At 40.1% G+C, this 20,672-nt stretch carries 15 protein-coding genes; 10 read left to right on the forward strand and 5 right to left on the reverse strand.

Annotation, left to right across the window (positions count from 1 at the left end):
- Positions 1–249: 249 nt before the first annotated feature.
- Positions 250–1,464: a nicotinate phosphoribosyltransferase gene (gene pncB / locus MNY66_RS05105; RefSeq protein ID WP_047255470.1), complete on the reverse strand. Its 1,215-nt coding sequence runs from the start codon at positions 1,462–1,464 to the stop codon at positions 250–252.
- A gap of 570 nt (positions 1,465–2,034) precedes the next feature.
- On the opposite strand from pncB, the gene pepN reads away from it, so the two are divergent.
- The 3 genes from pepN (at position 2,035) to MNY66_RS05120 (ending at position 7,144) form a co-directional block, all read left to right on the forward strand.
- The gene (gene pepN, locus MNY66_RS05110) at positions 2,035–4,653 is read left to right on the forward strand and encodes an aminopeptidase N (RefSeq protein WP_241501578.1); all 2,619 of its coding nucleotides are present in this window, start codon (positions 2,035–2,037) and stop codon (positions 4,651–4,653) included.
- Positions 4,654–4,993: 340 nt separating this feature from the next.
- The gene (pyrD, locus tag MNY66_RS05115; RefSeq protein ID WP_241501579.1) at positions 4,994–6,004 is read left to right on the forward strand and encodes a quinone-dependent dihydroorotate dehydrogenase; all 1,011 of its coding nucleotides are present in this window, start codon (positions 4,994–4,996) and stop codon (positions 6,002–6,004) included.
- 594 nt (positions 6,005–6,598) lie between these two features.
- Positions 6,599–7,144: a cell division protein ZapC gene (locus MNY66_RS05120; protein WP_047255467.1), complete on the forward strand. Its 546-nt coding sequence runs from the start codon at positions 6,599–6,601 to the stop codon at positions 7,142–7,144.
- A gap of 44 nt (positions 7,145–7,188) precedes the next feature.
- Here the strand turns inward: MNY66_RS05120 and MNY66_RS05125 are convergent, their stop codons facing one another.
- Positions 7,189–8,295: a YcbX family protein gene (locus MNY66_RS05125; protein ID WP_241501580.1), complete on the reverse strand. Its 1,107-nt coding sequence runs from the start codon at positions 8,293–8,295 to the stop codon at positions 7,189–7,191.
- Between the two features lie 98 nt (positions 8,296–8,393).
- On the opposite strand from MNY66_RS05125, the gene rlmKL reads away from it, so the two are divergent.
- The 6 genes from rlmKL (at position 8,394) to rmf (ending at position 16,576) form a co-directional block, all read left to right on the forward strand.
- Positions 8,394–10,502 carry a bifunctional 23S rRNA (guanine(2069)-N(7))-methyltransferase RlmK/23S rRNA (guanine(2445)-N(2))-methyltransferase RlmL gene (gene rlmKL, locus MNY66_RS05130; protein WP_241501581.1) on the forward strand — a complete coding sequence of 703 codons (2,109 nt, stop codon included), beginning with the start codon at positions 8,394–8,396 and terminating at the stop codon, positions 10,500–10,502.
- A gap of 13 nt (positions 10,503–10,515) precedes the next feature.
- Positions 10,516–12,435 carry an ABC transporter ATP-binding protein gene (locus MNY66_RS05135; protein ID WP_241501582.1) on the forward strand — a complete coding sequence of 640 codons (1,920 nt, stop codon included), beginning with the start codon at positions 10,516–10,518 and terminating at the stop codon, positions 12,433–12,435.
- A 106-nt stretch (positions 12,436–12,541) separates the two neighbouring features.
- A complete protein-coding gene (gene pqiA / locus MNY66_RS05140; protein WP_241501863.1) occupies positions 12,542–13,768 on the forward strand; it encodes a membrane integrity-associated transporter subunit PqiA in 1,227 nt (408 codons plus the stop codon).
- Positions 13,765–15,417 carry an intermembrane transport protein PqiB gene (gene pqiB, locus MNY66_RS05145; RefSeq protein ID WP_047255463.1) on the forward strand — a complete coding sequence of 551 codons (1,653 nt, stop codon included), beginning with the start codon at positions 13,765–13,767 and terminating at the stop codon, positions 15,415–15,417. The genes pqiA and pqiB overlap by 4 nt, the downstream gene beginning before the upstream one ends.
- Positions 15,417–15,983, forward strand: a complete 567-nt coding sequence (gene pqiC / locus MNY66_RS05150) for a membrane integrity-associated transporter subunit PqiC (protein ID WP_047255462.1) — start codon at positions 15,417–15,419, stop codon at positions 15,981–15,983. Before pqiB ends, pqiC begins: the two co-directional genes overlap by 1 nt.
- A gap of 425 nt (positions 15,984–16,408) precedes the next feature.
- Positions 16,409–16,576, forward strand: a complete 168-nt coding sequence (gene rmf / locus MNY66_RS05155; protein ID WP_047255461.1) for a ribosome modulation factor — start codon at positions 16,409–16,411, stop codon at positions 16,574–16,576.
- 275 nt (positions 16,577–16,851) lie between these two features.
- Here the strand turns inward: rmf and fabA are convergent, their stop codons facing one another.
- The 3 genes from fabA to MNY66_RS05170 all read right to left on the reverse strand — a co-directional run bounded on the left by fabA (position 16,852) and on the right by MNY66_RS05170 (position 19,844).
- A complete protein-coding gene (fabA, locus tag MNY66_RS05160) occupies positions 16,852–17,370 on the reverse strand; it encodes a bifunctional 3-hydroxydecanoyl-ACP dehydratase/trans-2-decenoyl-ACP isomerase (protein ID WP_047255460.1) in 519 nt (172 codons plus the stop codon).
- Positions 17,371–17,454: 84 nt separating this feature from the next.
- Positions 17,455–19,194 carry an AAA family ATPase gene (locus MNY66_RS05165; RefSeq protein ID WP_047255459.1) on the reverse strand — a complete coding sequence of 580 codons (1,740 nt, stop codon included), beginning with the start codon at positions 19,192–19,194 and terminating at the stop codon, positions 17,455–17,457.
- A gap of 476 nt (positions 19,195–19,670) precedes the next feature.
- Positions 19,671–19,844, reverse strand: a complete 174-nt coding sequence (locus MNY66_RS05170) for a GhoT/OrtT family toxin (RefSeq protein WP_072057336.1) — start codon at positions 19,842–19,844, stop codon at positions 19,671–19,673.
- A gap of 291 nt (positions 19,845–20,135) precedes the next feature.
- On the opposite strand from MNY66_RS05170, the gene matP reads away from it, so the two are divergent.
- Positions 20,136–20,603 carry a macrodomain Ter protein MatP gene (matP, locus tag MNY66_RS05175; protein ID WP_047255458.1) on the forward strand — a complete coding sequence of 156 codons (468 nt, stop codon included), beginning with the start codon at positions 20,136–20,138 and terminating at the stop codon, positions 20,601–20,603.
- Positions 20,604–20,672: the final 69 nt, after the last annotated feature.

Genomic DNA, 20,672 nt, shown 5'->3' on the forward strand with positions numbered 1-20,672 from the left:
AGATATCGCTGTAATTCGGTGGTTGGCGCGATGCGCGAGATGCAGCATTGCTTTATCAACAGATTTATCGGGGGTTATTTAGCCGGAGCAGTCGCACTGCAAATCAGCTTGTACGCTATGATAATCGCTAAAAAGATAAAGAAAAAGTGCTTTAATCGATTGATTTTAAACTAGAGAAATCAAGTCAGTGACTTTTTCACGATAACATCCCTTAGGCCAATGTTAGGAATGTTATCGTGAGGGAGTAATTTAGCAGACTTGAGCCATATTTGGCAGGTCGAAGGCTTTTCTCAATTGATCGACAAATTCATCGTCTTCACAAATAGTTTTACCCGGGCTATCTGATAATTTAGCCACCGGTTTGCCATTGCATTCAACTAATTTAATCACGATATTCAGTGGGACAACGCCAGGGATATTGCAGGTTAAGCGTGTACCGATGCCAAATACCAGATTAATACGCTGATGAAAATAACGATAAAGATCGAGAGATTTTTGCAAATCTAAGCTATCGGAAAATACCAATGTTTTGCTCATTGGGTCGATATTTAACTTTTCATAATGAGCAATGGCTTTTTCACCCCATTCGATCGGGTCTCCTGAATCGTGGCGTAATCCTTGATAGCTTTCAGCTAAACGTTGATCAAAATCACGTAAAAATGCATCCATAGTGATGCAGTCAGTGAGAGCAACGCCTAATTGATCAGGATATTCGGCTAACCAAGATTCTAATGCTGCGCGTTGGCTATTAGCGAGATCAGGACTGATTTGTTGATGTGCCTGAAACCATTCGTGCGCTTGTGTGCCTACTGGTGCTAAATTATGCAGTTGTGCCAATTTATAGTTACTGGTGCCGACTAAATAGGGAAAGTGTTGTTTTAGCGTGGCAACAATTGCAGATTGAACGTCATAAGAAAAGCGGCGACGTGTGCCAAAGTCCATTAATTTAAATTGGGATAAATCAATCTGTTGCGCTTGGGCTTCGCGATGAAATAGCGCGATTAGTTTATGCAGCTGTGCGGTTGCATTTTCCGAAGTCACATGCGGATTACGGTGATGGTGGACTATCTCACTGATTAATGCGAGAAGCGGAACTTCCCACATAATCACTTCACTCCACGGTCCACTAATACGGATAGCCAGCTGTCCTTTATCGGTGACTGAAACATTCACTTGCTCTGGTTTGAAGCGAAACGATTTCAACCAGATTAAATAATCAGTTTTAAAGAAAGGCAAGCCACTTAAATAAGTAAATTCATCATCGCTCAAGGAGAGCTCGGCCATTAATTGGATCTGTTGGCGAACTTGGTTAGCATAGGCACCCAAAAGATCGTCGCTTCTGCAACGGAACTCTGCCACCACCGGAACTTGGCTATAATGATGAAATACGGCCTGTTGCATATGGAGCTTATAAGCATCCGTATCTAACAGTGATGTTATAATAGGTCTAGCGTCTAATGTCATTGTGCGTCAGACATCCTCACGGAGCTTTATATACCGGCAATAGTTAAGTTGCAGTGATTTTGTTTTACACCGTGGTTATCCGAGCGAGTAACTAATTATGCTCATTTGGATAGCTTATTGGCGTAAGTTTATCAAAATGTGATGTTTTCCGATAGAAAACACCCCACAACAACTGAGTTTATTTCGATATAGATCTTAGCTAAATCGTTAAAGTTGCAAAAGTATACCCACTTTAGCAAAAGATAGAAGTGTTAAACGGTCAATCTTTTACAACTTTATTGGTATAGCATGAATATATTCTATCGATACTATCATGTTCTTAACTATTTGGGAGTGCTATAGCACCAATAAGCAAACATGATATTAACAATTAAGCATATTAGCTTAATATAATGAGAGCAAGCCCGCGAATTATTTAATAATATTCCATGCTATTACCGACTAGTTGCATATCATGTGCATAAAACGCTAAAAAATAGTAGTGTAAAAACAGTGTGAAAATAGATAGATAAAAAATTGCGATAATATTAATCGCATAAAGAAAGATTGATAAAGGATAAAAGGCTAGCTATGACTCAATTGCGAAAAGCGAAGTATCGTCAGGATTACCAAGCTCCTGACTACACCATTCACAGTATTGATCTTGATTTTACGCTTGATCCAACGACAACAGTGGTAACCGCTATCAGTCAAATAAAGCGCGTAAATCCACAAGCCAGTACATTAGTCTTAGATGGCGAAGATTTAACGTTATGCAGTATCGAAGTTGATGGTCAGCCATGGGAACATTATAAAGAACAACAAAATAAGCTGATCATAGAATCACTACCGGCTGAATTTACATTAAAAATTGTCAATCAAATTAGTCCCGCACAAAATACGGCATTAGAAGGTTTGTATGTCTCTGGTGATGCGCTCTGTACCCAATGCGAAGCTGAGGGCTTCCGCCACATTACATATTATTTAGATCGCCCCGATGTATTAGCCCGTTACACCACGACTATCCGCGCAGACAAAAAACATTACCCTTATTTATTATCTAATGGTAATCGGATTGATGGTGGTGAATTAGCAGACGGCCGCCACTGGGTTAAATGGCAAGATCCATTTCCAAAACCAAGCTATCTGTTTGCATTGGTCGCTGGCGATTTTGATGTTCTACGTGACTCTTTTATCACTCGCAGCGGTCGCGAAGTTGCGCTTGAACTGTTTGTCGATAAAGGTAATTTAGACCGAGCCCCGTGGGCGATGCAATCGCTAAAAAATGCCATGAAATGGGATGAAACACGTTTCGGGTTAGAATATGATCTTGATATTTATATGATTGTGGCGGTTGACTTCTTTAATATGGGAGCTATGGAAAATAAAGGCTTGAATGTCTTTAATTCTAAATATGTGTTAGCGAAAAACGAAACCGCCACCGACAAAGATTATATGGGCATTGAAGCGGTGATCGGTCATGAATATTTTCATAACTGGACGGGTAACCGGATTACTTGTCGCGATTGGTTCCAACTCAGCTTAAAAGAAGGGTTGACAGTATTTCGTGATCAAGAGTTTAGCTCTGATTTAGGTTCTCGCTCAGTGAATCGAATCAATAATGTTAAAGTGATGCGCGCTGCACAATTTGCCGAAGATGCTAGCCCGATGGCTCATCCTATCCGCCCAGAAAAAGTTATTGAAATGAATAATTTTTATACACTTACTGTGTATGAAAAGGGATCTGAAGTGATTCGGATGATCCACACGCTGCTCGGCGAAGAGATGTTTCAAGCTGGCATTCAGCTATATGTTCAGCGTCATGACGGTAGCGCCGCAACCTGTGATGACTTTGTACAGGCGATGGAAGATGCATCAAATGTTGATTTATCATTATTCCGTCGTTGGTATAGTCAGTCAGGTACGCCGATTCTAACGGTTCGTGATGAATATCACCCAGAGACGGCACAATATACGCTGCATGTGAGCCAAATGACGCCGCCGACAGCTGATCAGACAGAGAAACAACCGCTGCACATTCCATTAGATATTGAGCTTTATCATTCTGATGGCTCAATTATTCCACTATATCGAGAAGGCAGTGAAGTTAATTCTGTTCTGAATGTGACGCAAGCGCAGCAGAGTTTTGTGTTTGATAATGTAAGTGTACATCCCGTACCTTCACTACTGCGTGAGTTTTCTGCGCCAGTTAAATTAGATTATCCGTACAGCGATCAGCAATTAGCTTTTTTAATGAAACATGCCCGCAATGAGTTTTCTCGTTGGGATGCCGCGCAATTATTAATTATGAATTATGCCAAACGAAATGTTGAGCATTTTCAGAATAATGAAGCATTAGAATTACCAGAGCATGTGGTTGATGCCTTCCGTGCGGTACTGTTAGATGAAAAGATTGATCCAGCATTAGCGGCACTTATATTAACTTTGCCATCAGAAAACGAATTTGCAGAGCAATTTACAGTTATTGACCCTGATGCTATTCATGCTGTGGCCGAATTTATGTTCCATACGTTGGCGACAGAGATGGCGGATGAATTTAGTGCGATATACCATTCTATCCATATCGACGGCTACCGTGTAGATCATGCTGATATTGCCAAACGAGCATTAAAAAATATTTGCTTACTGTATATTGCAGCCGGAGATGATAGCCAGAAAGCCAATCAATTAGTGACTGCTCAATTTGAGCAATCTGATAATATGACGGACGCTTTGGCGGCATTGACCGCAGCGTCAAGCGCCCAATTGGCATGCAGTGCATCTTTGATGCAGGCATTTGATGAGCGTTGGCATCAAGATGGTCTAGTGATGGATAAATGGTTTGTATTACAGGGTACTAGTCCAGCAGAAAATGTACTAGATACTGTGCGTGAGTTATTAAATCATCGTTCATTTAGCCTAAAAAATCCGAACCGTATTCGTTCACTGATTGGTGCATTTACGGCTAATAACCCCGTGGCTTTCCATAATAAAGATGGCAGTGGTTATCAGTTCTTGGTTGAAATCCTGACGGATTTAAATCGTCGTAATCCACAAGTGGCATCTAGATTGATCGAACCGTTAATTCGTTTAAAACGTTACGATGAACATCGCCAAGCATTAATGAGACAGTCGTTGGAACAATTGAAGCAACTGGATGATTTATCAGGCGATTTATTCGAGAAAATCACCAAAGCACTCGCGGATTAACCGTCTGATTTTTGACATATATTTGAGCCCCTTAATCTGGTATTAAGGGGCTTTTTTATAGCGTAAATAAAGTTAGAGATAATCTATCTACGGTCAAAGTTTGTGGCTAATAGGATTTTTTGTAGATCAAGCAGGGCATAATCGGGTAATCTATGCGCCGTTTGTGTCGGTTATACTTTAATTTATCGCGCACGAGTGAATAATTGAGGTATGTTTCGGCATTGGCCGCTCAAAATAAATTGCGTCAAAAATGGTTTGCTGAATCGACCTCACTGACTATTTTTATGCCCGGTTTATTATGTCACTTATCGCTTTCTTACAGAAAAGTAGGTTATTTGATATGTTATACCCTCTAGCCCGCAAAGCCCTGTTCCAGCTTGATCCTGAAAAAGCCCACGACTTAACTATTCGCCAACTTCAGCGTTTAATCAATTCACCGTTACAATATGTTATCCGTCAATCGGTAGCGACTAAACCCGTGACTTGTATGGGGTTATCCTTTAGTAACCCTCTTGGGTTAGCTGCGGGATTAGATAAGAATGGTGAATGCATTGATGCATTTGGCGCGATGGGTTTTGGTGCAATTGAAATTGGTACAGTGACCCCGCGTCCGCAAGATGGCAATGATAAACCGAGATTATTCCGCTTGGTAGAAGCAGAAGGTCTGATCAATCGAATGGGTTTCAATAACTTAGGGGTTGATAACCTAGTTGAGAATGTTCAAAAATCCCGCTATGGCGGAATTATCGGCATTAATATCGGTAAAAATAAAGATACGCCAGTCGAGCAAGGAAAAGACGATTATTTGATTTGCATGGAAAAAGTGTATGCGCATGCCGGTTATATTGCGATTAATATTTCGTCCCCAAATACTCCGGGCTTAAGAACGTTGCAATATGGTGAGGCACTGGATGATTTATTAAGTGCGCTAAAATCGAAACAGCAGCAACTGCATAATCAGTACCAAAAATATGTACCTATTGCGGTAAAAATTGCGCCTGATTTATCCGAAGATGAGATTGTACAGGTCACTGATAGTCTTGTTCGTCATAAAGTTGATGGAGTTATTGCAACCAATACCACCTTAGATCGCCACTTGGTTCAGGGATTAAATCATTGCAATGAGGTAGGGGGTCTTAGCGGTCGTCCGGTTCAATTGAAAAGCACTCAAGTGATTAAATTATTATCTCAAGAATTAAATGGAAAGCTACCGATTATCGGGGTAGGTGGAATTGATTCGTTAATTGCTGCCCGTGAAAAAATGGATGCAGGTGCTTCATTAATTCAGATTTATTCCGGTTTTATCTATCATGGGCCAAAATTAATTAAAGATATTGTTAATCATCTTTAATTAATTGATGAAGTAAACTGGGTGAATAACATCGTTACCCCATCGAATATTTAACTGTAATAAATGGCTATTGTGATAAATAGCCATTTTAGTAAATATCGTAAGATTAAATATAAAGCTGGATATGTTCCATTTAAGACCTTTTCCCAATGATTTAAATCACTAATATAGATGAGTTACTCGAGCTCTATATCATAGCTCTGTATTAGAGCGCTTTATGAGTGGTATAGATCACAAGTATTAGTGACATAGTACAGAAGTGTGTAAATATATTTCGCAGGGCTTTCATTCTTTGGCGATTTACCCTATATTGCCTTATTGGTTGTTTTTTGAGTTATTTATCGTTTTAATTTGATGATATCGCCAGATAATATTACTTAGTTTATTTTATCTATGCTCATAGAAATAATAGTCATAGAAATATGGTCATAGAAAACGAGCTATTGATTATTAGATATTATACGGATAAAGCATAAATACTGTTATCTTTGTAACATCTTATCTATAACATTTTGAGTAATGAAGCCCCCTGAATAAGGTCAGTTATTCTGCGCTTAAGTGTATTATAAGAATGACGTGGTGTAAGGAACGAAAATGAAAATAAAACCTGATGACCATTGGCGCTGGTATTTTGATGAAAATCATGATCGTATGATGTTAGACCTTGCCAATGGAATGCTATTTAGGTCATCTTTCCCGTCAAAAATGCTAACGACATTTGCGCGACAAACTACCCCTTTTACGGTGGATGACGCGAGCTATTATAGTATCTTTGATGAACGAGCTAGAAGATTAAATTTACCTAATGAGCAACATGCGGAATTAGTTTTAAATAGCCTAATAGCATTACGTTTTCTAAAACCACAAATGCCTAAAAGTTGGTATTTTGATGTTTATCATCAATTAACTGAGCCATTGTTAGGGCAATTAATTCAAGTTTCATGTAAAGAAACTAAAAAAAATGGAATATTTATCGTGGCTGAAGCAGGCTCCTCTGCCAGTTTATGTTTATTAGCTCAACCGCAATTTGATTTATCGGATCGCTCATTAACATTTTGTGATCCGATTAAAATAATGAATGATCGCATGACTAGGTATCAGCCACAGGCTTCTCATTTATTATACGGTAATGTAATCTAATCTATTGCCATATTGCTGGTTAATCTATAACTTTATTAATTCTTTTATAATTCTAATGTGATATCTCCATTAGGAATACAGCTACAGGCTAAAATACGACCATCATCTTTTATTGCATTTTCTCTTAATGGAGTAACTTGGCCTTTAAGTAGTTTTATTTTACAACAACCACAAACACCGGCACGACAAGAATAGGGTACAGAGATACCGTGGTCTTCAAGCTGTTCTAAAATTACATGTTGATTATTTGCGGGATAAGCTTGTTGATTGAAGGTAATAGATATTGAGGATAACGAGCTGGTGGCATTATGTATTTTTGCTGGCTTATTTTTACATAAATAGTGCTTAGCGGTTTTGGTCGTTAATATTTTGAGCGTATCCCCAACACGAATAATTCCACTATTAAGCGCTAACGCGTTTTGTCCAAAATCCACCTCCCCATGCTCATCCGTTCGAAAGGTTTGTAATGTTGCTAGTGGCTCTGTATCAGGATGTTTAATGCCTTTATCGGGGCTGACGGTGGTTAAAATACAGCGACTACAAGGTTTGACTAAATCAAAAATCACCTCGCCGATTTGAATTGTTTGCCAGCTATCCTCTGCAAAAGCCGGGGCTCCCGTAATAATTAAGTTACCGCGAAATTGTTCCAGTTTGATACTCGCAGGGCAGCGGCGTTGTAATTCTTGCACCGAGGCTTCATTTATCAATAAATAAGGAAAACCATCGGCGAAAGATAAGGGGATTTGTGGAAAATGTTTGACTCGGCGTGATAGAGTTTCACTTAGCCATCTTAATTGTACCGGTTGATCAAAATAACGGCATAGCCATTGATTAATCGCTTCTGGTGCTATCTTTGCGCTAAAATGATTTCCCCAGACTTCGGTTGGTCGTTGGTCATTTTCAAAATCCTGATATAGTATCGTCGCACTTTCACCATCAGGTGCTTGCAGATAAAGTCCATGATTGAGCATTGATGGGGTAAAAAGCAGCATTTGCGGATATCTTCGCGCAGTAATAAATTTGCCTTCTGGTGTAGTTATCATGAAGTTACGATCAAATGTGACGCCGCTCTTACTGGCTACAGTATGGGAGAGGCGAATGCCACGCATCGATTTAACGGGGTGGGTATACAGTCGTGAAAGCTTGATCATTCTATAATCCTTAATAATATTTACTCTGCAACTTTATGACATGTGCGTGAGATTAGCTATAATGCGCAAAAATTTTTCATTCAAATGGTAAGAATACAATGAATTTTCTGTTTGCCAGCACAGCGCGTGGGCTGGAAGAATTACTGAAAACTGAACTAGAATCATTAGGGGCAATAGAATGCAAAATTGCTCAGGGAGGCGTTCATTTTCAAGCTGATGAACGCGTGATGTATACCAGTTTGCTCTGGAGCAGACTCGCATCGCGTATTCTATTACCTTTGAATGAGTTCAAAGTTTATAGTGATCTTGATTTATACCTTGGTGTACAAGCTATCGATTGGACTGAGATTTTCTCAGTCAATGATACTTTTGTGATCAATTTTAGCGGTACCAATGAAACGATTAGAAATAGTCAGTACGGCGCATTAAAAGTTAAAGATGCTATTGTTGATAGCTTCCAACGTAAGATGGATCAGCGTCCGGATGTGGCGAAACAACAGCCGGATATTCGGATTAATGTATATTTGAATCGCGATCAAGTCAGTGTGGCCTTAGATTTGAGCGGTGATTCTCTGCATATACGAGGTTACCGCGATTTAGCCGGTCAAGCGCCATTAAAAGAGACACTAGCCGCCGCGATTATTACCCGTTCTGGTTGGCAGCCGAGTACCCCAATGGTCGATCCTATGTGTGGCTCAGGTACTTTATTGATTGAAGCCGCCATGATGGCGACGGATCGTGCCCCGGGATTACATCGAGATCACTGGGGCTTTAATGCTTGGTTAAAATTTAATCCTGAGCTATGGCGCGAATTAGTGGCTGAAGCGCAAGTGCGTTTTCGCCAAGGACTACAGCAGACAAGTTCACGTTTTTATGGTTTAGATATAGATCGCCGAGTACTGGATATGGCGCGTGCGAATGTGCGCCGTGCTGAATTACAAAGTATTATCTCATTAAAACAAGGTGATGCAGCTAGTTTAGAAAATCCTGTTGAAGCTGGTGTAATAGGAACCATTGTTAGTAACCCACCTTACGGTGAGCGTTTGGAAAGTGAACCGGCATTAGTCGCGTTACATAGCCAGTTGGGTCGGGTGGCTAAAGCGCATTTCCCGGGCTGGCGCTTATCTATTTTCAGTGCATCGCCTGAATTATTAAGTTGCTTACAATTACGCTCAGAACGTGAATTCAAAGCCAAGAATGGCCCGTTAGAGTGTGTGCAGAAAAACTATCAGTTATCGGATAAAACCGCGGCTGCAATTGGTGAAATTGCGCCAGATTATGCTAATAGACTACGTAAAAACGTGAAGAAAATCAGTAAATGGGCTAAGCAGGAAAAAATCGACTGCTACCGTATTTATGACGCTGATTTACCTGAATATAACGTAGCGGTTGATCGCTATGGTGATAAAGTAGTTATCCAAGAATATGCGCCACCAAAAACTGTCGATGAGCAAAAGGCCCGTCAGCGTTTATTCGATGTAGTAACTTCGACGTTACATGTATTGGGGTTAACCTCTAATCAATTAGTGTTGAAAACGCGTCAACGCCAAAAAGGCAAACAGCAGTACGAAAAATTAGCCCAAAAAGATGACTCTTTTATTGTGCATGAATACAACGCACAATTTTGGGTTAACTTGACTGATTATCTGGATACTGGATTATTCCTTGACCATCGAATTGCTCGTAAAATGCTGGGACAAATGAGCAAAGGGAAAGATTTTCTAAATCTGTTTGCTTATACCGGTACGGCAACTGTACATGCAGGATTAGGTGGTGCACGCAGTACTACTTCAGTTGATATGTCACGTACTTACCTTGAGTGGGCTGAACGTAACTTGCAAACCAATGGGCTGCAAGGGCGTCAGCATCGTTTAATTCAAGCTGATTGCTTGACATGGCTAGCGCAGACCGATGAGCAGTTTGATGTGATCTTTATTGACCCACCGACGTTTTCTAACTCTAAACGTATGGACGGGACGTTTGACGTTCAACGTGACCATATCCAACTAATGGAACATCTGAAAAAATTATTACGCCCTGGCGGAACTTTGATGTTCTCGAATAATAAACGTGGATTTAAAATGGATCTGGCTGCATTGGCAGAACTCGGATTACAAGGTGATGAAATCACCGCTAAAACATTATCTGAAGATTTTGCCCGTAACCGTCATATCCACAACTGCTGGTTGATCCGCCATGCAGACTAAAGGAAGTAAATAAATGGCTTTAATGAATATGTCCGGCGCGTATTTGGCGTTCAGTGATGCTCCGCTGCTGGATAATACCGAATTACATATTGAAGAAAATGAACGTGTGTGTTTAGTCGGTCGTAATGGGGCGGGTAAATCCACCTTAATGCGGGTGTTGACTAAAGAACAACCGCTTGATGATGGGCAAGTATTGTATGAGCAAGGTTTAATCGTTGCTCGCCTACAGCAAGATCCGCCGCGTAATGTGGAAGGCACGGTGTTTGACTTCGTCGCTGAAGGGGTGGCAGAACAAGCGGAATACTTAAAAGCTTATCATCAGATATCGCGCGAAGTAGAACAAGATCCAAGTGAGAAAAACCTAAATCGCATGGCAGAACTGCAAGAAGTTTTGGATGCGCAAAATTTATGGTTGTTGGATGCACGCATTAGTGACGTATTGAAAAAACTAGCATTGCCTGCGGATGCTCAACTTTCATCTCTTTCTGGGGGATGGTTAAGGAAAGCCGCATTAGGGCGTGCGTTAGTCTGTAATCCGCGAGTTCTATTTTTAGATGAACCGACCAACCATTTAGATATCGAAACGATTGTCTGGTTAGAAGAGTTCCTCAAAGACTTTAAGGGCAGTATCGTCTTTATTTCTCATGACCGTTCATTTATCCGTAATATGGCGACTCGAATTGTCGATCTTGACCGTGGAAAATTGGCATCATGGCCGGGTAATTACGATACGTATCTCGAAAGTAAAGAAGAAGCCTTGCGCGTTGAAGAACAACAAAATGCAGAATTCGACCGCAAATTAGCACAAGAAGAAACCTGGATCCGCCAAGGTATCAAAGCCCGCCGTACTCGTAATGAAGGCCGTGTGCGTGCCTTAAAAGCGTTACGTATGGAACGCTCAGAACGCCGTGAAGTGTTAGGCTCTGCCAAAATGCAGGTCGAAGAAGCTGCACGTTCAGGCAAAATTGTGTTTGAAATTGAAAATGTTAATTACCAGATTGATGATAAAATTCTGGTTAATAATTTCAGTGCTCAAGTACAGCGTGGCGACAAAATTGCATTAGTCGGCCCAAATGGATGTGGTAAAACCACCTTACTTAAATTGATGTTAGGTGATTTAAAAGCGGATAGCGGAAAGATCCATTGTGGAACCAAGCTTGAAGTGGCTTATTTTGATCAGCATCGTGCAACGCTTGATCCAGATAAAACCGTGATGGACAACTTAGCCGAAGGTAAACAAGAAGTCATGGTGAATGGTAAACCTCGCCATGTATTAGGCTATTTACAAGATTTCTTATTCCACCCTAAACGAGCCATGACACCGGTTCGCGCTTTGTCTGGTGGAGAGCGTAACCGTCTGTTATTAGCTCGCTTATTCTTAAAGCCGAGCAATTTACTGATCCTCGATGAGCCCACCAATGACCTAGATGTCGAAACACTTGAACTGCTCGAAGAGTTGGTGGATAGCTATCAAGGCACGGTATTATTAGTCAGCCATGATCGTCAATTTGTTGATAATAGTGTGACTGAATGTTGGATCTTCGAAGGTAATGGTACGATCAACCGCTATGTTGGTGGTTTTTTTGACGCTCAGCAACAACGTGTGCAGACAGTTGCTTTAAATAAAAGTACTCAAAAAAATAGCCTAATAGTGGAAAAACAAGAGAAACCGAAAGAGCCAGCGAAGCGCCCGAATAAAATGAGTTATCATTTGCTACGTGAGCTAGAACAGCTGCCTGCCCAACTTGAGCAATTAGAAGCTGATATTGCCCAGCTACAGGCTGCAGTCGGCGATGCAGACTTTTTTAATCAACCTCATGATGTGACTGAAAAAGTATTGCAGACATTGACAGAGAAAGAGAACGCGCTAGAAACTGCTTTTGATCGTTGGCAAGAGCTGGAGTTATTAAGAAACGGTTCTCCAGACGCATAATTGAGTCATGATAGCTGAACGGATAAATGCCGAACGCCTAAATAATAGGAGAGAAACATTGTGCTCACATAATCATCATGAACATGTGCTATGTTCACAGTGTGATATGTTAGTTGCTGTCCCTGAGTTAGCTCAGGGCACTAAAGCAACGTGTCCACGCTGCCATACATTATTGACGGCAAAATGGCGTTATCCGTATAAACAGCCTGTGGCTTATGCTTTCAGTGCCTTAGTGATGCTGGTTATCGCTTGCCTGTACTCTTTTGTGAGTATGGGCGCAGCGGGTATAGAAAATAGTATTTCATTGTTTCGAATTATGGAGATCATATTCGCGACAAAATACAGTGGATTAGCGCTATTTTTTTTATTTTTTGTATTAATTATTCCCGCATTCTGCATGATTATTATTATGCTGCTGGGATTAAAAGTGAAGATATCTAAGCCAATAAAAGTGTATTTTTGCCGTATCTTATTTCAAATGAAATCATGGTGCATGGCAGAAATTTTTCTTGCCGGCGTATTAGTCAGTTTTGTTAAATTGATGGCGTATGGTGATATTGGATTAGGGCTTAGTTTTGCACCTTATTGCTTATTTTGTTTACTCCAAGTGAGGGCTTTTCAGTGCCTTGATCGTCACTGGTTATGGGGGCAAATTGAAGCAGCACCCGTGGTTTCTCGCCGTTTAATCGCCGGGAAAACAGGAATAAGCCAAGGTGTGCGCCTGTGCCGGGTTTGTACGGCGATTTTACCGGTAGAGCAGGGGGAATGCCCGCGTTGTTATTCCCATGGTCATGTACGACGTAACAACAGCCTACAGTGGACCGTTGCGTTATTAGTTACCTCGATTATGTTATATATTCCCGCCAATATTTTACCTGTAATGACGACCGAAACCCTCGGGAGTCAGCTAGATTCGACCATTATGGACGGAGTTATTTTATTGTGGGGCGACGGTTCTTATCCCGTAGCTTTAGTTATTTTTATCGCCAGTATTATGGTACCGACGTTAAAAATGATCGCTATTGCTTGGTTATGCTTAGATTCACAGGGGTATGGCAATCGTGACCCTTCGAGAATGCATTTTATTTATGAACTGGTTGAATATGTTGGGCGTTGGTCAATGATCGACGTCTTTGTAATTGCAATTCTTTCATCGTTAGTCCAAATGGGACAACTGATGAGTATTACACCTGCTCCGGGAGTTATTCTGTTCGGTATGGTGGTTATTTTAACTATGCTATCGGCGATAGCCTATGATCCACGTCTTACTTGGGATCGCTGTAACAGAAAACACTCGGATAAAGTTGTGGAACAAGAAGGAGCTGTAGGGTGACAACGCATAATGATACACCTCAGACTGAGGCGAAAGTAAGTAAACTGAAAAGCTGGTCACCAGTCTGGATAATTCCGATTGTCACGATACTCATCGGGGCATGGATTTTGTTTTATCACTTTAGCCATCAAGGGCCTGAAGTCACGTTAATTACTTATAATGCGGAAGGTATTGAGGCGGGTAAAACCAAAATCAAAAGCCGCAGCGTTGATATCGGTATGGTAGAAAGTGTCACACTGGATGATAATTTTAGCCGTGTGGTGATAAAAGCTCGCTTAAATAGTGGCATGAGCGAATTATTACGCGACGATTCGGCTTTTTGGATTGTAAAACCGATGATTGGTCGTGATGGTGTGACCGGATTAGGCACATTACTTTCTGGTGTCTTTATTGAGTTACAGCCAGGTACAGAAACCAAAGAAAGAAATGAGTTTAAATTATTGGATGCGCCTCCATTAGCATCTCCTGATGCGAAAGGTTTACGGGTGATTTTAACCAGTGAGCAAGCCGGGCAATTGAATGCAGGCGATCCGATTTTGTTCCGTGGTTATCGAGTTGGCTCCGTTGAAACCAGTAATTTTGATATGAATAATCGTGATATGCGCTATCAATTATTTATTAATGCGCCTTACGATAAATTACTTACTTCAAATGTTCGTTTCTGGAAAGACAGCGGGATTGCATTTGATATGTCATCACAGGGTGTACATGTTGAAATGGGATCGATATCGACATTGTTAACTGGTGGAGTTAGTTTCGATGTCCCAGAAGGCTGGTCACCAGGAACGCCTATTGAAGAAAAAACAGTTTTCAAACTGTATGATAACCAAAGCAGTATCGAGAATTCACTGTATACCGAATATCAAGATTTTGTCATGTTCTTCTCTGATTCTGTCCGCGGTTTACAGCCTGGCGCGCCGGTTGAATTTCGTGGTATTCGTTTAGGAACCGTAGCTCAAGTACCATTTTATACCGAAGGACTTGATCAGCGTTTAGATAATGATTTCCGTATTCCTGTTCTTATTCATATCGAGCCTCAACGATTTGCTGACGATATCGGTAAAGACTTTGATTTGAAAAAAGAACTTCAGCTCGCGATGAAAGATGGCCTGAGAGCTTCATTAAAATCTGGTAATTTGCTGACAGGTGCTCTGTTTATCGATTTGGATTTCTATCCGAATATGGGCGAGTGGAAAGGACAGCAAGTTGTTGCTGGCTATAAAGTGATCCCAACTACTAGTGGTGGTTTAGCGCAGATCCAACAAAAAGTTATTGCGGCATTAGATAAGATTAATAATATGCCGATTGAACCGATGTTGAATCAAACTACGCGCACTTTAGTTGAAAGTGAAAAAACTATTCAGGAAGCACAGAAAACATTGGCTGAGCTGAATAGCATGATGGCGAATAAAGATTTCCAAAATCTGCCTAAAGATCTGCAAAAAACGCTACAAGAAATGAATCGAGCGATGCAAGGATTCCAGCCGGGTTCACCCGCTTACAATAAAATGGTGGATAATATGCAGCGCTTAGATCAGGTATTGCGCGAGGTTCAGCCAGTATTACGAACCTTAAATAATAAGAGTAATGCGTTAGTCTTTGAAGCGGAACCAACGAAGGATCCAGAACCTAAAAGGGCGAAAAAATAATGAGATATCTGGCATTTATTGCAGTATTTATGCTGGCTGCATGTAGCAGCACACCGGACAAGGCGTATTATCAGTTGCCGATTAATGCGACCAAAATTCAGGAGCAAGCGAATACAACTGGGCGTAATCAAATTTGGGTTCAACGGATTACGTTATCTGATATGTTGGCGGCAAATGGTATTGCTTATCAGACGACTGATGTCAGCTATACTAATGCATCCAGTCATGTATGGGCAAGCCCATTAGATCAGCAGTTGGCTCAGGCATTAGTTGTTGATTTATCTACGGCATTACCAAATAGACTGGTGGCTTTACAGCCGTTAGAAAGTCAGCCAGATACCTTAGATATCACCTTAACCGGTTTCCATGGACGCTATGATGGGCACGTTATTATTCAAGGATATTGGACCTTTTCACATGATAGCCAAATTATTCGTCGTTCATTTGATTTAGCACTAGAACAAACAGAAGATGGATATCCTGCATTAGTGAGAACATTATCAACGGGTTGGCAGCAAGTTGCTAATTCTATAGCGAATGAAATTGAAAGCAGTTCTCGCCCGTGATGCGAGCCTAATTTTAGGCGAGTGAGTCTTTTGCCTTAATTAGTCAAATATAGAGGTGGATATTGATCATTATCGATATCCACCTTTTTTATTACTGTCAGGTGAGATAAGAATAAAACTAAATAGTTTTCACGAAAAATAGATTATGGTGCTAGATAACGAGTTGAAAAAACTAAAATATTAGGTTGATGAAGTAAAAATAGAAAATAAATTAGAACTAACCATGTGATTTATAAGGTTAATGTATTTATATTCGTTACGATTCAATAGATTAAATATAACTTGAGAATATAAGTCACATTTCTGACATTTCTCCTAGATTCTTTACTTGCTTTTCCTGCCTCAGAAAGGTATTTCTAATATGTGGCTGGTTGAAAAACCGTCATTGTTTTCTTTTCCATTTTTAATGATGAGGGAAGTAAGGCATGAAAAGACAGAAACGAGATCGTTTAGCGAGAGCACTATCGAAAGGCTATAAAGCAGGATTAGCCGGGCGTTCAAAAGAATTATGTCCCTACCAAACTATTGATGTACGTTCACATTGGTTAGGGGGGTGGCGTCAGGCTATGGAAGATAGAACCGTTATAGCCTAAAGGCTGATGAATATTCATGACTTACTGGGTTTAGCGCTAAGAAAATAGCATTAAGTTCTTAGAAATAACTCTCTATGTAGGTATTTTTTATATTCGAACGTTGAGAGTTAATGTGTTAATTGTCAGATAAGCAATAAACCATAAACCTAGTCAATCGACTCCACAACACTGAATAAAGAAAAATTAACCTCCGCTAAGGGCGGAGGTTCTCATAGGAACTATAAAGACTTTTTTTGGTGAATTAATTAAAATTTACTTAATTAATTCACACTCAATTAAAATGAGCTGGTATCTTTAAATAGACCCACTTTCAAATCTTTTGCAGTATAGATAAGCTTACCATCGACCAATACTTCACCATCTGCCAATCCCATAATCAATTTACGATTGATTACGCGTTTGAAGTTGATACGATAAGTGACTTTTTTTGCTGTAGGTAAGACTTGTCCGGTAAATTTAACTTCGCCGACACCTAAAGCTCGACCTTTACCTTCACCACCTAGCCAGCCAAGATAGAAACCGACTAATTGCCACATAGCATCTAAGCCAAGGCAACCAGGCATGACTGGGTCATTGACGAAATGGCAGCTAAAAAACCACATATCAGGGTTTATATCAAATTCAGCTTCGACAAAGCCTTTATTGAATTCACCACCGTCAACAGACATTTTAGTGACGCGATCCATCATTAACATATTGCCAGATGGCAATGGAGGACCATTCTCACCGAAAAGCTCGCCTCGTCCAGAAGCTTCCAGATCTTGTTTTGTATAAGATTCGCGTTTATCAACCATTTTTTCAGATAGCCTTAATCAAGTGTAAGACAACAGGATAGCTTACACTTGTACGCTGAACAACTCCGATCTGATATTTATTTTTTAACCTAACCATCTTAAGAACCATGGAAACTTAGGTTTTTCATGATTATTAATCTGGTTAATTCGTTCTTGTATTATAGCTAACAGATGTTCACTTTCTTCTTCACTTTGCTGCTCATAGTAAGGCTGACGAGTTAAAAGTGTAATCGCCTGTGCGACATGCTCAACCGGCCAAATATGAAATTGTTCATTTTTAACTGCGTCAATGACTTCGTTTTTTAAACTCAGATGGCGTACATTGGCCATAGGAATAATGACGCCTTGCTGACCCGTTAATTGGCGCTGAAAGCAAATATCAAAAAAACCTTCAATTTTCTCATTTACACCACCAATAGGTTGAACATAACCAAATTGGTCGACAGCCCCAGTAACGGCAATTTGCTGGTCAATCGGTTGTAATGCAAGGGCACTGATGAGAGCACATAATTCGGCAAGAGAAGCGCTATCGCCATCAACTTCGCCATAGGATTGCTCAAAGACTATAGAAGCAGAGAATGGCTGAGGCTGATCTAGTTTTAATTCATAGTTAAGGTAAGCCTGCATAATAAGCATACCTTTAGCATGAATATTACCGCCAAGTTCGGCTTTTCGTTCGACATCAACAAATTCACCATCACCGAGATGAGCGACGCAGGTAATTCGTGAAGGTTCACCGATAGGCTCAGGATGACCAGGAAATTGCAATACTGACAGCCCATTAATCTGACCGATTACTTCGCCCTCGGTTTTGATTAAAATCTGTTCTTGTAAAATATCATCCTGCCCACGCTCGGATAAATACTGATGTCGCCAAAGACGATTTTCACGTGCTTGTGTAAAGGCGTTGTTATCCAATAAGCCTTGATCATTTTTATAATGTGCTGCATCAGTTAAACGACGCAGTAGCCATAAGGCATCGAATGGTAGCGTATATTGGTCTTCACAATAACGTGTGGCTTGAGTAAGCAATGCTGCCCAGCCATTACTGGCTATTTTAGGTAACTGATGCTCAGCGATGAGTGTATTAACATAACTCATCCATAAAGTGAGCTGCTGCTCATCTTCAAAAAACATCAGCGACTCATATTCGCCATACAACGCACGCTCAAACAGTTCAGGCTCTGCAAACTCCAGCTCTTCAAGACTAAGTCTGTCACCAATAATGATTAATTTGAGATCTAGAGGTGACGCATCAGCTACAAAAGGTAACGCTTGTAGTTCCGATAAAGGTAACCATTCAAAACGTTGCTGGGTGATCATCTGCTTCAATCGCGCCCACATCAGAGGTTGAGCCAGTAAGGTACGCGCAGAGAGCAGTAAAATACCACCATTAATTTTATGCAGTAATCCAGGAATTGCCTGCTGTTTTGACGTAATAAAACCAAACAGTTGCTCTGGCTCAATCCATTCTCGCCATGCGATGTTATGTGTAGCAGAAAATTTACCGTGGAGTTCGCTGTTCCAGCTTAAGGTTGAGTGATCATCGGACAATTGATAATCACCAACAATAGAATGTGTTTCCGTTAACAGCGGTTCGATCGCCGATGCAAAGGTTTTTAAATAGAATTCATTTTCATCCGCTTTGATGAACATAAAGCGTGTGCGAGAGTTTTCCGCGACAAAGCGCTGCATGCTATCAAATAACCGGGGTTGAATATCAGCTAATGAAGATGGAGGGAGTGTTGCTGATGACGTCAATATTGTTTCATATGGCGTAAAATCAGGTAACAGGCCTTGCCATGTTAGTTCTTTATTGATCACTATAATTTAGTCTACTTTCAATGAGGTGGAAGATAACAGCCTGCTATTGGCATCAGTGCTTTCATGGTGAAACCCGACAGCCTATCATGCTGGCAGAAATATTATTTATTATTTTTGATAGCTATAGAAAAATAATAATCCTGCTGAGTATATTATTGATTCGCAGACAAAGCTTTTATACCCGCTATAGTACAAGTGGTGACGATGGTAGCAGTTTTCAATCATCTAACTAACTTATTAATATAAGTTTCTTACTCTGCCCAAATCTTTACTATGGAGCCGTATATCAAAATTTTCACTCACATTTTTTAGCTCTAGTATTTGGGCTATATATTAGCGCCAGATCAAATTAGTGCCAGCATTAATTAGCATAATATCGCATGATTTAACACGATGATTTGGCATCTAATTTTTTGGGAATTATTGAACTCATTTTTGAGGTGTTTTTTATCGAATGCAGTACAAACTGACGGCGACTAGAATAAAGAAAACAGTAATACTACGGGAAGAGACATAGGCCAAGAAAAGCCAATTAATAAGGCACTTAATAGCCGTATTAAAAAACTATCTTTGGTGAGAAGCAGTGTAATCAGTGCAGAGATAACTCCACCAATACCATAAATAAGGAGTATGTGGTCAAAATTTAGCATTAATTTTATTATATTTGTTACGAATGAATACTAATTCTACTACAGTTATGTTGATGGTGTTATCTCTTTTCGCGGAATATTTCTATGGAGTAAAAAATAACAGAGTGTTGTTAGAAGGGGAGAAAATAGATTATAAATGGAATTATATCTTATTGTGTGATTCAGTATGATATTTAGACTGGATAATTTCGACTTATTTTATTTCTACAATGAAAAATTACTTTAGATTACTTTTTTTTGCTTCAAATATTGCTAATATGACTACAAGTTACATTGTCACAGAGAAAAATAATGAAATATCAACAGCTTGAAAACCTTGAATGTGGTTGGAAGTGGGATTACCTCGTCAAGAAAGCACGAGAAGGCGGATCTATCACCCGTTATATCGAACGTAGTGCTCAAGAACAAGCTATCTCTGATTTACTAAAGTTAGAAACTAACCCAGTGGAGGTTTTACACTGGATAGCTAAGCATATGGATCCAAAACTCGATAATCGAATGAAACAGAGTATTCGTGCCCGACGTAAACGACATTTTAATGCAGAGCAACCCCATACTCGTAAAAAGTCGATTGACCTAGATTTTTTAGTTTGGCAACGCTTATCTAATTTGGCGGTTAGGCGCGGTAATACATTGTCAGAAACTATTATTCAATTGATTGAAGATGCTGAGCATAAAGAGAAATATGAGAATAAAATGAGCAGCTTAAAGCATGATCTTCAGGAAATATTGGGTGAATCTAAAAACGATAGAGAGTGATTTCCCTTTTCTTACAACTATTTTTACTACTATTTATGGCCGCCAATAAAAAACCCCATTTTCATGGGG

It is taken from the genome of Moellerella wisconsensis (assembly GCF_022592395.1).
Lineage (GTDB): Bacteria > Pseudomonadota > Gammaproteobacteria > Enterobacterales > Enterobacteriaceae > Moellerella > Moellerella wisconsensis.